Here is a 13,242-nt window from a genome sequence, read left to right on the forward strand (position 1 = left end):
CGCCCTGCAGCGGCGCAGCACCGAGGCGCGCAGGCAGAGCGAGGCGCTCAGCCGCGCCGCCCTGCTCGCCCATCGCCTGGCGCTGGGCTGGCTGGAGCACGAGGCCGGCAACGACCCGGCCAGCCTCAGCCTCACCGTGCGCGAGTCGGCGCAGGGCATCCGCCAGGCGATGGAGCTGGCGCTGCTCGAGCCGGGAGCGCTGGACCGGCGCTGGTTCGACACCGAGGCGCTGGACCGCACCGTTCGCCGGCTGGCCGCGCAGCACCCGCAGCATCCGGCGGCCGGCGCGCTGAGCGAGGCCGGGGCACGCCTGTCCGAGCACGGCAACGCCTTCGTCGGCCTGCTGGTCAACGGCCAGCTGGACCAGGCCCAGCAGATCAGCCAGCGGCTGGAATCCGACCGCGAGGCGCTGGTCGCCCAGCTCGCCGCCCTGCTGGCGCAGGCCTGATGACGCTGCCGCGCCGCTGTTTGCTGCTCGCGTTGCTCGGGGCGGCCCTGCCGGCCCTGGCTGCGCCGACGCCGGAAGCGGACGTGCGCGGCCAGGCCGAGCGCTACGTGCAGCAGCACTACGCCGCGCCCGGCAGCCGCATCGAGGTGAAATCCGACCCGCTCGATGCGCGCCTGCGCATCGGCGGCTGCGCCCTGCCGCTCATCGCCAGCCTTCCCGGCGGCGACCGCGTGGCGCCGCGCCTGAGCGTACTGGTGCGTTGTCCGGTGGCCGACGGCTGGGCCGTGCGCGTGCCGGTCACGCTGAAGGTCTGGCGCCAGGTGCTGGTGGCCAGCCGGCCGCTGCTTCGCGGCGACGGCATCGTGGCGGGGGACGTCCACTCCGAGGAGCGCGACGTCGCGCGCCTGCCGTACGGCTATATCGGGAGCATGGACCAGGTGGCCGAGCGCAGCCTGTCGCGGCCGCTCGCCGCCGGCAGCGTGCTCACGCCCGGCGCGCTGGGCGGCCGGCAGATGATCCGCGCCGGCGACCACGTGCAGATGGTGGCCGAGCTGGACGGCATCGCCGTGCGCGCCGAGGGCGTTGCCCTGGGCAGCGGCGATTCGGGCGCGCGCCTGCGCGTGCGCAACGGCAGCTCCGGCCGCGTGGTGGATGCCATCGTGCGTGCCCCCGGCGTGGTCGTGGCCCTGCCATGAACCGATGCCGGCAACCGAAGCGACGGATGGAGCTAAAGTTTTCCCCGTCCCGGCCGATTTCCAGAGGAACAGGGCCTAACCGACTCGAGAAGGACCGATGAACACGACCATTTCCAACAACGGCTTGCCGCTTTTGCCGCAGCCCCCCGGCAGCCAGGCCAACGGCACGGCCGCCGGCGCCGGCAACGCCGCCAGCGATGCCCCTGCCGGCGTGGCCGGCAAGGACGACAGCGTCCGCCTGACCGACTCGGCACGCGCCCTGCAGGAGGCGGCGAAGGTCGACGGCCAGGCCGTGGTCGACACCAAGCGGGTCGAGCAGATCCGCAAGTCGATCGCCGATGGCAGCTACCAGGTCAATCCGGGCGCCATCGCCGACAGGATGCTGGCGCTGGATGCGCAGATGGCCGGCACCGCCAAGCCGTAATCCAGCCATGAGCAGGCACCTGCACCACGAGCTCGAAGCCGCGCTGGCCGCGGTGGTGGAGGACCTGCACCGGTCCGTCACCGAGCTTGCCGCGACGCTGGCCGACGAACGCGAGGCGCTGGTCGCCGCCGATGCGCTGGCGCTGGACCGCGCCGGCACCCGCAAGCAGGCGCTGATGCAGCAGCTCGAACAGCTGGATGCCGAGCGCATGCAGATGCTCAAGCTCGAACCGGCCGCCGCCACGCAGGTCGAGACGCGCTGGCGCGAGGTGCTGGAACGGCTCAAGGGCTGCCACGAACTCAACCAGCGCAACGGCAGCCTGGTCGGCCAGCGGCTGGCGCAGGTGCGCGAGGCGCTGGCCGTGCTGACCGGCCAGGGCGGCGACGCCAAGGGCGTCTACGGACCGGCCGGCGAAGTGCGCACCGCGCTGCGCTCGCACCACCTGGCCTCGGCCTGACGCATCACAGCCTTACGGACACCGCGCCGCAGGGCCGGTGGCGATCCAACCTAAGGCGGGCCCGTCCCGCGAGCAGATCAAAGCCATGAGCGATACCGCTGCTTCCGCCCAGTCCCGCCTCGCCGGCAACCGCGAAATGCCCCTCCCGGTGGTGCGGGTGCCGATGCTGGACCAGAAACGCGAGCTGTTCGCCTACGAGATCATGTTCCACCGCCATGCCGGCGACGAGCACGAGCTGATGCAGCGCGTGCTCTCGACCCTGGCCGACGGCGCGCTGACCCGGCTGGTGCGCGGCAACCGCACCTTCCTCGCCCTTTCGCGCGAACTGCTGCTGGACCAGACCGACGTGCTGCTGCACCAGCCGCGCTTCGGCGTGGTGCTGCAGCCTGCGATGGCCGACGATGCCGAGTTGATGGAACGCCTGCAGAAGATGGCCCAGCGCGGGTGCCTGCTGATGCTGGACGCCGGCGCGGCCGACCTGCACGGCTCGGCCGCGATGGAGGCGCTGGTGCACCTGGTGCAGTTCGTGCGGCTCGACGCCAATGCGCTGAGCCCGGAAGAACTGCGCGCACGCGCCGAGCGCCTGCACGAGCGCGGCATCTGGGTGGTCGCGGGGCACGTGGATGACCACGCTACCTACCAGCGCTGCCTGGAACTGCCGCTGCAGGCGATCCAGGGCCGCTACCTGCTGATTCCCGACCAGGTCGAGGTGCCGGTGCTCTCGGCCAACCGCCTGTCGCTGCTGCGCCTGATGCGCGAGCTGCAGGAGAACAGCCCCGGCCCGGTCGAGCTGGGCGACATCATCCGCAACGACGCGATCCTTTCCTACAAGCTGCTGAGCTGCGTGAACTCGGCCTATTTCGGCCTGCCCAAGCAGCTCAAGTCCGTGCAGCAGGCGGCGATCTTCTTCGGCGTCACCCGCATGCGCAACTGGGTCTACACCATGTCGCTGGGCGGCATGGACGACCGGCCGCCGGAACTGCTGCGCACCGCGCTGATCCGCGCGCACATGTGCGAGCAACTGGCCGGCAGCATGCCGCGCGCGCAGAAGGAAATGGCCTTCACCGTGGGCCTGTTCTCGCTGCTGGACACGTTGATGTGCGCGCCGATGGAGTTCGTGCTGGCGCAGCTGCCGCTGGTGCCGGAAATCCGCGACGCGCTGGTCGGCAACGGCGGCCCGTTCGGCCCGCTGCTGGAACAGATCCACGCCTGGGAAGCGGGCCAGTTGAGCGGCCAGGCCCAGCCGCAGCACATCCAGCGCATGGCCGGCATCTACCTGGAAGCGACCCAGTGGGCGGACCAGGTATACGCTTTCGCCGACCACAAGGCTCCCGCAGCCGCCTAGGACGCAGGCCGTAATCCGTGGTCGGAAGGACCTTCCCGCGCATTGCGGCAACGCCGCCTTCGCGGCAAGCCCGTGCGCAGCGTCCTGCCCGTTGGGCGGCCGCCTGCTAAGGGACCCGGTCCTGCCTGCCGGTCCGCCGGTGCAGCAGCGCCACCACCAGCACGCCGGCCGTGGTTACGCCCAGCCAGTTGAGCACCGGCTGCCAGTCGCCACCGAGCCAGGAGGCGCAGGACACCGCGCCGATCGCGGTCGCCCCCACGGCCAGCGCCAGCAGCGGGTCGCTGACGCGGCGGCGGCGCTCCCACAGCAGCAGGAAGGATCCCAGCGCAGCCAGCACGATCGCCCCGAGGCGTCGCGCCAGGGTGAACTCGGGCGGCTCGGGTACGTCCGGCAGCACGTCGCTGAGCGAGCGCTGGCCGACCTGCACCTGGTAACCCTGGCCATCGTCCGCCCCGCTGGCGCGCACCAGCCGGTCGCCGTCCAGCCGCGCCAGGATCGTCACCGGCTGCAGCGGCACGGCCTGCCAGCTCACCCGCACGTCGCCCAGCCGCGGCGAGCCGGGGTCCGCACTGGTGGTCAGGTAGTCGTGGTAGAGGCTGAAGCTTGCCGCGAGATTGGCCGGCAGTCGCGACGGATCCGGCGGCACCGTCTGCGTGCCGGGCAATGCATGCACCAGGAGCGGTCCCAGCACGAAGCCGCCGACGCGCACCTTGCCTGCATCGAAGCGCTTGCTCTCGAGCGGCATGGCCTTGGGGTTGGCATGCCCTGCCGGTTGCCGGAACCGGCCGCTGTCCTGGAGCTGGTCCGACCAGTCCAGCTCGTAGTGCAGGTCGGCGCCCACCCGCACCTCGCGCCACTGGAACATCTCCACATTGCGCTCGAGCACTGGCACGGGAATGCTCAGGTTGAAATCGGCATCGCGCGGCGCCTCGACCACCTCGGGGGTGCCCGAGACCAGCACCATGCTGCCGTGCAGGCCCGGCCGCGGACCGTGCGAGTCCACGACGACGATGTCGCCGCCGTGGCGCATGGCGGCGAGATGATGCATCAGCAGGCTGCGTTCGGTGATCGCCGCCAGGCCCAGCCCGGCGATGAGCAGCACCGCGCCGCCGCCGCGCAGCAGCAAGGCACGCGTGCCGATCCGCAAAGGCCTTTTCACCCGGCAATCCCGCCGGCGGTTTCGCCGCGCAGACGAGCCTGTTCGTCCGCGGTGCCGAAGCGGCCGCGCTGGTCGCGGGTCACCCGCGCCAGCGCGCAGGCATGGTCATGCGTGAAGAACAACCGCACGCCGCGTTCGAGCTTGTCCTCGAGGAACGCGCGCTTCTCGTCGATCAGGGTCTCCGGTGCGCGGTCGTAACCCATGGTGATCGGCAGATGCACCCAGGCCCGGCCGGGAATCAGGTCGGCGCAGAACACCACGCCGTCGACCTCGGCCAGCATCAGCCCGGGCGTGTGGCCGTCGGAAAAATGGAACCGGACCGACCGGCCCAGCGTCTTCGAATGGGCCCCCTCGACCAGCTCCAGCCGCCCGCTCGCCTCGAGCAGGCCGGTGAGTTCGGGGATGAACGAGGCGCGGTCGCGCGGATGCGGCGACTGCGCGCGCCGCCAGTGCCCGGCGCCGACCAGAAAGGTGGCGCGGGGAAACAGCAGCCGCGGCGGCTCGCCTTCGGTCCACGGCGCCAGCAGGCCGCCGGCATGGTCGAAGTGCAGGTGCGAGAGCACCACCGCGTCGATGTCCTCGTGGGAAAGGCCGGCTTCGGCCAGCGACTCGAGCAGCACGTGGCGATCCTCCACCACGCCGTAGCGCTCGCGCAGCTTGGGCTCGAAGAACGCGCCGATGCCGGTCTCGAACAACACGTTGCGCCCGTCCAGGTCCCTGGCCAGCAGGCAGCGGCAGGACAGCGGAATGCGGTTCTCCGCATCCGGCTCGATCCAGCGCGCCCACATGGCCTTGGGCGCGTTGCCGAACATCGCGCCGCCGTCGAGTTTTTGCGTGTTGCCCTCAAGGGACCACAGCTGCATGACACGTCCCATGTCCGGAAGGATGTCTGTCCCGCGATTCTACGCAGGGGCGGCGGTGCTGTCTGCCGTCTCCGCCGGACGAGGCGGGCCGTCCTAGCAGCCCGCTTGCGGGCCGCCAGGACGGGAGAGCATGCCTACTGCACCTTGCCCAGCCCGGAGGGCCGCCGCGGGTCGCTGGCCGCTTCCAGCGTATTGCTGCGATGGTCCCAGGTGACCACGTTCATGAAGCCCCAGGGCTCGCGCGGGTGCAGCGCGTAGCCCATGCGCTCGAGTTCGCGCGCGGTGGCCGGGTCGAACACGCCCTGCTCCACGTCCACGCGGTCGGGCATGAACTGGTGGTGGAAGCGCTTCTGGGCCACGATGTCGCTGGCGTCCTTGCCGTCGATGAAGGCGAGGATGCCTTCCAGCACCTGGGTGATGATGGTCGAGCCGCCGGGCGAGCCGATCACCGCGGTGCGGTCCTTGCCGATCACCAGGCTGGGCGTCATCGAGGAGAGCATGCGCTTGCCCGCCTTGGGCGCGTTGGCGGTGCTGCCGAGCAGGCCGTACACGTTGGGCTTGTTGGGAACCAGCGCGAAGTCGTCCATCTCGTCGTTGAGCAGCACGCCGGTGCCGGCGGCGACGAAGGTGGAGCCGAGCGTGTAGTTCACCGTCGAGGTGACGGCGATCATGTTGCCGTCCTTGTCGATGATCGAGAAATGCGTGGTGTGCGGGCCGGGGTCGCGCGCGGCGCTGGAAGGCAGCATCGAGGAGGGCGTGGCACGGTCGGGCAGGATGCTCTGGCGCAGGCCGTCGGCGTAGTACGGCGACAGCAGCATGTCCAGCGGCATCTTCACGAAGTCCGGGTCGCCCAGGTAGTCGTTGTGGTCGCGGAACGCACGGCGCATCGCCTCGATCACGTAGTGGATGCGATGGGCGCGGTCGAGCTTTTCGGTTTCCACGCCGCGCAGGATGTTGAGGATCTCGGCGACCGCCACGCCACCGGAGGACGGCGGCGGCGCAGTGACGATGCGGTAGCCGCGGTAGTCCACGCTGATCGGCGCGCGCTCCTTCACCTGGTAGGCGGCCAGGTCCGCCTCGCTCCAGTTGCCGCCGGCGGCGCGCACGGCGGCCACCAGCTTCTTCGCCACCTCGCCCTTGTAGAAGCCGTCGCCGCCCCGGTCGGCGATGGTCTGCAAGGTGCGCGCCTGGTCCGGATCGCGCCAGGTCCGGCCTTCCACCGGCGGCTTGCCGTCGACGAGATACTTGGCGGCCGAGGCGGGCCAGCGCCGGAGGTCGTCGGCGCGTTCTTCGATCGAGCCGCGCAGGCGGCTGTCCGGCTCGAAGCCGTCGCGCGCGATGCGGATCGCCGGCGCCAGCGATTGCTTCAGCGGCAGCCTGCCGTAGTGTTCGGCCAGCCATGCCAGGCCGGCCGGCTCGCCGGGGATGCCGGCCGACAATGGTCCGTTGAGCGCGGTGTCGCGGTCGGGCGTGCCGTCGCTCTTGAGGTAATCCTTCGCATTCACCGCGGCCGGCGCCACCTCGCGCGCGTCGATGAACACCTCGCGCCCGTCCGAGGCGCGGCGCAGCACGGCCATGAAACCGCCGCCCAGCCCCGAGCTTTCCGGCTCCACCACCGAAAGCGTGGAAGCCACCGCCACCGCCGCGTCGAACGCGTTGCCGCCCGCCTTGATCACTTCCAGCCCCGCGTTGGTGGCCAGGAAGTTCGCGCTGGCGATCGCCGCATGGCCAGGCTTCTGTGCCTGCGCGACGGCGGCGGGTGCATGGGCCACCTGCGAAGGCGGATCCGTTGCATAGGCAGAACCGCAGGTCAGCAACAGGCTCAGCAACAGGACACGCCAACGCGGGGCAAGACTCATTCGGTGGTCTCCTTGGCCATCAACTGGCGGTATTTGAGTTCGAGCTGCTCATGCGTCTCGGCCAGCGTGTCGTCGACAATGATGCATTCGACCGGGCACACCAGCACGCACTGCGGCTCGTCATGATGGCCCACGCACTCGGTGCACAGCGCCGGGTCGATCACGTAGTAGTCCTCGCCCATCGAGATCGCCTTGTTCGGGCACGCGGGTTCGCAGACGTCGCAGTTGACGCAGGTGTCGAGGATCTTCAGGGACATCCGTCAATGGTACCGCGGTGAGGCCGCCCTTGGTTGCTTGCTCCCTCTCCCCCGGGCAGGGCCGGAGGAGAAGGAGCATTTGCGCAGCCTTGCGGCTTTTCGTATCGCCGAAACGAAAACGCCCGCGATGCCATCGGCGATCGCGGGCGTTTCGAGCGCTGGCGCGCGCGCCTGTTACATCGCCACGAAGCGCACCGTCGCGCCGATCGGCTGCAGCGCGGCGGTCACGCGGTCCTTGTCGGCCTGGTCGCCGATGAACAGCACGATCACGTCCTTGAAGGAACCGGGCTTGGCGTCCTTGAAGGCGGCGACCACGAAATCGGCGGTCTTGGTCGAGCTGGGGCCGGCAAAGGCCAGCAGGTTGCCCGGCAGCACGCCGCGGGCGATGGTTTCCTGCACGTTCTGCAGCTGGCGGTCGTACTTGGCCTTGGCGTCGTCGTCGTCGCCGGCCGGCACCAGGTAGGCGTACGGACGCTCGGCGGTCATGCCCTGCATGTTGTTCTGCACGATCTGGCCCAGGTAGGCGTTCCAGGCCTGGGCGTCGCTCGGGTTGGTCGGCTTGGGAACGGCGGCCTGCTGGGCGGCCTGCTGGTTGTCCTCCTGCTTGTTGCAGGCGGAAAGGGCCAGGGTGCCGGCCACGGCCAGCGTTGCGGCGATCAGGAACTTACGCATAGTTGTCACCCTCTGTTTTGGACATGGTTGAACGCCAGCGCTGCCGCATGGCCTGTTGCACCGCCGGGTGCACGAAGCTGGAGATGTCGCCGCCCAGACGGCCGATCTCGCGCACCAGCGAGGAGGAAATGAAGCTGTACTGCTCGGCGGGCGTGAGGAACAGCGTCTCCGCCTGCGGGATCAGGTGGCGGTTCATGCTCGCCAGCTGGAACTCGTACTCGAAGTCCGACACCGCGCGCAGGCCGCGGATGATCACCCCGGCGCCGATCTCGCTGACGAAGGAAGCGAGCAGGCTGTTGAAGCCGCGCACCTCCACGTTGGGCAGGTCGGCCAATGCCAGGCGCGCCAGCGTGATGCGCTCGTCCAGGCTGAAGCCCGGCCCCTTGCTGGAACTCTCGGCTACCGCGACCACCACGCGCTCGAACAGCGGCGCGGCGCGCGACACCAGATCGGCGTGGCCGTTGGTGATCGGGTCGAAGGTGCCTGGATACACGGCCAGGCGCTTGTTGACCAGGGCTTTGTTCACGTGAGGCGCTGCACCGCGTAGGTTGTCCGCTAGCTTAACGGAAGCTCCGCGCAGCGGCGATAGAGCGCATGGCGCACCTCGCCCGCGCGGCCTTCGCGGTGCAGCACCCAGTTCGGCGGCAGCGCGGGCGCGTGGTCGCGCGGCGATTCGACGTAGACCCACGCCTGCGCGGCGAGCCAGCCATTGGCTTCCAGCCGCTGGGCTAGCGCAGGCCAGAGATCGGCCGCAAACGGCGGGTCCAGGAACACCAGCCCGAACGGCGTGGCGGCGCCATCGAGGAAGGCCAGCGCGTCGGCAACCGTCACTGCGCCGCCCTCGGCCTTCAGCCGCGCCAGGTTCGCGTGCAGGGCCTGCGCCGCGCGCGCGTCGCGCTCGACGAAGCGCACTGCCGCGGCGCCTCGCGAAAGCGCCTCGATGCCGAGCGCCCCGGTACCGGCGCACAGGTCCAGCGCCTGCACGCCGGCGAGCGCCGGGGCCAACCAGTTGAACAGCGTCTCGCGCACGCGTTCGGGAGTCGGGCGCAGGCCCGGCAGGTCCGGCACGTCCAGCCGCGAATTGCGCAGCGTGCCGCCGATGATGCGGATGCGGCCGGGAGCACCCTTCATGCCCCCGCCACCCCGCACGCGATCGCTGCACGAGGCGCACCGTCACGGGTGAAGCGGCCCTCAGCGGGCAGTCTGGTTGCCGGTGCTAGCATCCGCGCATTGTCTTGGAAACGCTGCCGCAATGCTCAAGTTCTGGAAGAAAAAGCCCGCCGAAACGATTTCGGAGCAGCCCGCCGAGCAAGGCCAGATGCCGACCGCCGACGCGCATGCCGCCGACGTCGCCGCCCTGGACAACGCCAGCCCGACCCTGGACGAGGCGCGCGCCGAGCTCGCTCCGGCCGAGCCGGCCGTGGTCGATGAACCGCCGCCGCCCGCCGTGGCGGCCGAGCCGGCGCCGACCAGGCGCAGCTGGCGCGAGCGGCTCTCCGGCAGCGGTTTCGCCAAGGGCCTGACCTCGCTGTTCGTGCGCCATCCCAAGCTCGACGACGAACTGCTCGACGAACTCGAAACCATCCTGATCACCGCCGACGTCGGCGTGGAGGCCAGCAGCACGCTGGTCGAGGCGCTGCGCAAGCGCATGCACAAGCGCGAGTTCGCCGACGCCGACGCGCTGCTGGCCGCGCTGCGCGAGGCGCTGGTGGCGATGCTGCTGCCGGTGCAGCTGCCGCTGAAGGTGGCCGGTCACAAACCCTTTGTCGTGCTCATCGTCGGCATCAACGGCGTGGGCAAGACCACCACGATCGGGAAACTCGCGCGCAGGTGGCGCGACGAGGGCCGCCAGGTGTTGCTCGCTGCCGGCGACACCTTCCGCGCCGCCGCGGTGGCGCAGCTCAAGACCTGGGGCGAGCGCAACAACGTGCCGGTGATCGCGCAGGGCCAGGACGCCGACGCGGCCAGCGTGATCTTCGACGCGCTGCAGGCCGCCCGTTCGCGCAACGCCGACGTGCTGATCGCCGACACCGCAGGCCGCCTGCACACCCAGGGCGGACTGATGGACGAGCTGTCCAAGATCGCCCGCGTGATGAAGAAGCTCGATGCCGACGCGCCGCACGAGGTGCTGATGGTGATCGACGGCACCACCGGCCAGAACGCGATCAGCCAGCTGCGCCAGTTCCAGCAGATCGTCGGCGTGACCGGCTTGGTCGTGACCAAGCTCGACGGCACCGCCAAGGGCGGCGTGGTGTTCGCGCTGGCGCGCGAGTTCGGCCTGCCGATCCGCTTCGTCGGCCTGGGCGAGAGCGCCACCGACCTGCGTACGTTCGACGCGCGCGCCTATGTCGATGGCCTGCTGCCGGCGACGCTGGCGCGTGGCTGAGCGCGCGCGACGATGACCCGCCGGTTGCGCCTGGCGCTGCTGGGTCTGGCCGGCCTGCTCGCCGCCGGCCTGGTCGCGCTGCTGGTGACGGTCTACCTGTTGCTGCAACCGGAACGCTTCACCGCCATGCTGCAGCAGCAGGCGCATGGCGCCGGACTCGAACTCAGCCTCGCCAGCCCGGCCAGTCCCACGCTGTTCCCGCGCCCGGCGCTGGAGCTGCAGGGCCTCACCCTCACCGCACAGGGCGCCAGCATGCCGATCCTGCTGGCCGCCAGCGGCCGCCTCGCGCTGCCATGGCGCACGCTGTTCGGCGGCCCGACGGTGATATCGCGGCTGGAGATCGACGCGCCGCGGGTCGACCTGGACGCGCTGCAGGCCTGGCTTTCCAGCCTGCCGCCGCGGCCGGCCAACGCGCCGCCCAACATCCCGCGCATCGACACCGGCGTGCGCATCGCGCGCGGCACGCTCGTGCGCGGCAATCAATTGCTGCTGCGGGATTTCTCGCTCGACGCCGGCAGCCTGCTCTCGGGCCGGGCGTTTCCGCTGGTGATGTCGGCCAAGGATGCCGACGGCACACCCATGCAGCTGCGCCTCACCGCCACGCCACGCATCCAGGGCAACGCGCTGCAGCTCAACGGCATCGACCTCAACCTGACCCGCGGCTCCGCGCTGTCCATGCGCCTGGCCGGCGAAGCGCACTGGCACGGCGCCGCCGATGCCGCGGCCACGCTGGCCGGCTCGCTGGACCACGTGCACGCCGGCCACTACGACATCTCCCTGCGCCTCACCCCCGCCAACCAGAACGATCCGCTGCTGGTGGCGCTCAAGCTCGATGGACCCGGCGACCACATCGACCTGCGCCTGCCGCCGCTGGGGATAGCGCAGTGGTGGGCGGGCATCCACGATCAGCATGGGCCGCTGCTGGCCGTGCCGCCAGGCAGCGGCCACCTCGACGCAGCCACCCTCGACCTGGGCGGCGTGCGCGTGGAAGGCCTGCAACTGGAACTCACGCCCCCGCCTGCCACCAGCACCGGCACCGCACCCGCCACCGGCTCCTCCCGATGACCGTCGCTTTCTCCGCCCACCTGCTGTCCTGGTTCGATCGCCATGGGCGCCACGACCTTCCCTGGCAAGCCCCGGCTTCGGAAGGCCACCGGGACGCCTATCGCGTGTGGCTGTCCGAAGTGATGCTGCAGCAGACCCAGGTCGCCACGGTGATTCCGTATTTCCTGCGCTTCACCGAAGCCCTGCCGACCCTGCCCGCGCTTGCCGCCGCGCCCGAGGACCAGGTGTTCGCCCTCTGGTCGGGCCTGGGCTACTACCGCCGCGCGCGCTTCCTGCACCGTGCCGCGCAGCTGTGCGTGGAGCGCCACGGCGGCGAACTGCCGCGCGAGTTCGATGCACTGGCCGCGCTGCCGGGCATCGGCCGCTCCACCGCCGGCGCCATCCTCGCCCAGGCGCACGGGCTGCGCTTTGCGATCCTCGACGGCAACGTCAAGCGTGTGCTTGCGCGCTATCACGGCATCGAAGGCCACCCAGGCACCGCCGCGGTCGAGAAGCAGCTGTGGCAGCGGGCCGACGCACACACGCCGCACGAACGCGTAGCCGACTACACCCAGGCGATCATGGACCTGGGCGCCACCGTCTGTCTGCGCTCGCGCCCGCTGTGCCAGGCCTGCCCGCTCAGCGAAGCCTGCGTCGCGCGCCGCGAAGGCCGCACCGCGCAGCTGCCCACGCCCAGGCCAGGCAAGGCCCTGCCCACGCGCAACACCACCATGCTGGTATTGCGCGATGCCGGGGGGCGCGTGCTGCTGCAGCGGCGCGGACCGCAGGGCGTCTGGTCCGGCCTGTGGAGCCTGCCCGAGGCGCCCGACCACGACACCGCCTGGCGCCTGGCGCAGAGCCACGCACAGCTGGACGACGCACAGGCGCTCGTGCCGTTCGTCCACGTCTTCAGCCACTACCGCCTGGCCGTCGAGCCCTTGCTCTTCGATGGCGCGACAGCCCACCCCGCCATCGCCGATAATGAAACCCTGCGCTGGTGCGCCCGCGACGAATGGCCTGGCCTCGGCCTGCCCGCCCCGGTGCGCAGCCTGCTCGATGCCTTGGCGCAGCAACCACTCCGTTCGTCCTGAGCGCAGGCCACCGGCCCAAGTCGAAGGACTGCACGACGGCGGATCGCGCGGACACGCTGCGGTTCCGCACTGCCGGTGCAGCCCGCCCGGCGCGAACGGCACATTGAGCCGCATCCGGAAAACCCTCCAATGCCCCGTACCGTCCATTGCGCCAAGCTCGACATCGATGCCGAGGGCCTCGACTTCGCCCCCTGGCCCGGCCCGCTCGGCCAGCGCATCTACGAACGCGTCTCCAGGCAGGCCTGGCAGCAATGGCTCGCCCACCAGACCATGCTGATCAACGAGTACCGCCTCAACCCGCTGGAAGCGAAGACCCGCCAGTTCCTTGCCGGCGAGATGGAGAAATATTTCTTCGGCGGCGGCGAAGTCGCCCAGGCCACCGGCTACGTCCCTCCCGACGAACCTTGACGCACGCACGCTCATCGGCTTAAATGCGCGGCTCCACGCAGCACGCCCCGCGCGCTGCCCTCTTCCCGGCCGGGTAGCTCAGTTGGTAGAGCAGGGGATTGAAAATCCCCGTGTCGGCGGTTCGATTCCGTCCC

The 13,242-nt window shown here is 70.6% G+C and carries 15 protein-coding genes and 1 pseudogene; 9 read left to right on the forward strand and 7 right to left on the reverse strand.

Annotated features, from left to right (window positions below):
• The 5 genes and pseudogenes from HOQ08_RS05970 to HOQ08_RS05990 form a co-directional block, all read left to right on the forward strand.
• A pseudogene (locus HOQ08_RS05970) lies at positions 1-448 on the forward strand (chemotaxis protein); the annotation flags it as partial.
• Positions 448-1,143: a flagellar basal body P-ring formation chaperone FlgA gene (gene flgA / locus HOQ08_RS05975; RefSeq protein WP_291192461.1), complete on the forward strand. Its 696-nt coding sequence runs from the start codon at positions 448-450 to the stop codon at positions 1,141-1,143. The pseudogene HOQ08_RS05970 and the gene flgA, both read left to right, overlap by 1 nt.
• A gap of 97 nt (positions 1,144-1,240) precedes the next feature.
• Positions 1,241-1,567 carry a flagellar biosynthesis anti-sigma factor FlgM gene (flgM, locus tag HOQ08_RS05980; protein ID WP_291192462.1) on the forward strand — a complete coding sequence of 109 codons (327 nt, stop codon included), beginning with the start codon at positions 1,241-1,243 and terminating at the stop codon, positions 1,565-1,567.
• Between the two features lie 7 nt (positions 1,568-1,574).
• Positions 1,575-2,024 carry a flagellar protein FlgN gene (locus HOQ08_RS05985; protein WP_291192463.1) on the forward strand — a complete coding sequence of 150 codons (450 nt, stop codon included), beginning with the start codon at positions 1,575-1,577 and terminating at the stop codon, positions 2,022-2,024.
• Between the two features lie 85 nt (positions 2,025-2,109).
• Complete coding sequence (locus tag HOQ08_RS05990) at positions 2,110-3,369, forward strand: HDOD domain-containing protein (protein ID WP_291192464.1); 1,260 nt, start codon at positions 2,110-2,112, stop codon at positions 3,367-3,369.
• Positions 3,370-3,475: 106 nt separating this feature from the next.
• On the opposite strand, the gene HOQ08_RS05995 is transcribed toward HOQ08_RS05990, so the two are convergent.
• The 7 genes from HOQ08_RS05995 to rsmD all read right to left on the reverse strand — a co-directional run bounded on the left by HOQ08_RS05995 (position 3,476) and on the right by rsmD (position 9,310).
• On the reverse strand, positions 3,476-4,528 hold the full coding sequence (locus HOQ08_RS05995) for a TMEM43 family protein (RefSeq protein ID WP_291192465.1): 1,053 nt from the start codon (positions 4,526-4,528) through the stop codon (positions 3,476-3,478).
• The gene (locus HOQ08_RS06000) at positions 4,525-5,391 is read right to left on the reverse strand and encodes an MBL fold metallo-hydrolase (protein ID WP_291192466.1); all 867 of its coding nucleotides are present in this window, start codon (positions 5,389-5,391) and stop codon (positions 4,525-4,527) included. The genes HOQ08_RS05995 and HOQ08_RS06000 overlap by 4 nt, the downstream gene beginning before the upstream one ends.
• Positions 5,392-5,525: 134 nt before the next feature.
• Positions 5,526-7,250, reverse strand: a complete 1,725-nt coding sequence (gene ggt / locus HOQ08_RS06005; protein ID WP_291192467.1) for a gamma-glutamyltransferase — start codon at positions 7,248-7,250, stop codon at positions 5,526-5,528.
• On the reverse strand, positions 7,247-7,507 hold the full coding sequence (locus tag HOQ08_RS06010; RefSeq protein WP_291192468.1) for a YfhL family 4Fe-4S dicluster ferredoxin: 261 nt from the start codon (positions 7,505-7,507) through the stop codon (positions 7,247-7,249). The genes ggt and HOQ08_RS06010 overlap by 4 nt, the downstream gene beginning before the upstream one ends.
• 174 nt (positions 7,508-7,681) lie before the next feature.
• A complete protein-coding gene (locus tag HOQ08_RS06015) occupies positions 7,682-8,179 on the reverse strand; it encodes a hypothetical protein (RefSeq protein WP_291192469.1) in 498 nt (165 codons plus the stop codon).
• A complete protein-coding gene (gene coaD, locus HOQ08_RS06020; protein WP_291192470.1) occupies positions 8,172-8,705 on the reverse strand; it encodes a pantetheine-phosphate adenylyltransferase in 534 nt (177 codons plus the stop codon). The genes HOQ08_RS06015 and coaD overlap by 8 nt, the downstream gene beginning before the upstream one ends.
• A gap of 29 nt (positions 8,706-8,734) precedes the next feature.
• Positions 8,735-9,310 (reverse strand): 16S rRNA (guanine(966)-N(2))-methyltransferase RsmD, encoded by a 576-nt coding sequence (gene rsmD / locus HOQ08_RS06025; RefSeq protein WP_291192471.1) that lies wholly within the window; start codon positions 9,308-9,310, stop codon positions 8,735-8,737.
• 121 nt (positions 9,311-9,431) lie between these two features.
• On the opposite strand from rsmD, the gene ftsY reads away from it, so the two are divergent.
• From ftsY to HOQ08_RS06045, 4 genes are all read left to right on the forward strand, one after another.
• Complete coding sequence (ftsY, locus tag HOQ08_RS06030; RefSeq protein WP_291192472.1) at positions 9,432-10,565, forward strand: signal recognition particle-docking protein FtsY; 1,134 nt, start codon at positions 9,432-9,434, stop codon at positions 10,563-10,565.
• Positions 10,566-10,577: 12 nt separating this feature from the next.
• Positions 10,578-11,630, forward strand: a complete 1,053-nt coding sequence (locus tag HOQ08_RS06035) for an AsmA family protein (protein ID WP_291192473.1) — start codon at positions 10,578-10,580, stop codon at positions 11,628-11,630.
• The gene (gene mutY, locus HOQ08_RS06040) at positions 11,627-12,700 is read left to right on the forward strand and encodes an A/G-specific adenine glycosylase (RefSeq protein WP_291192474.1); all 1,074 of its coding nucleotides are present in this window, start codon (positions 11,627-11,629) and stop codon (positions 12,698-12,700) included. The genes HOQ08_RS06035 and mutY overlap by 4 nt, the downstream gene beginning before the upstream one ends.
• A gap of 129 nt (positions 12,701-12,829) precedes the next feature.
• On the forward strand, positions 12,830-13,108 hold the full coding sequence (locus HOQ08_RS06045) for an oxidative damage protection protein (RefSeq protein WP_291192475.1): 279 nt from the start codon (positions 12,830-12,832) through the stop codon (positions 13,106-13,108).
• Positions 13,109-13,242: the final 134 nt, after the last annotated feature.

This window comes from Frateuria sp. (assembly GCF_013362045.1).
In the GTDB taxonomy this organism is placed as follows: Bacteria; Pseudomonadota; Gammaproteobacteria; order Xanthomonadales; family Rhodanobacteraceae; genus Frateuria_A.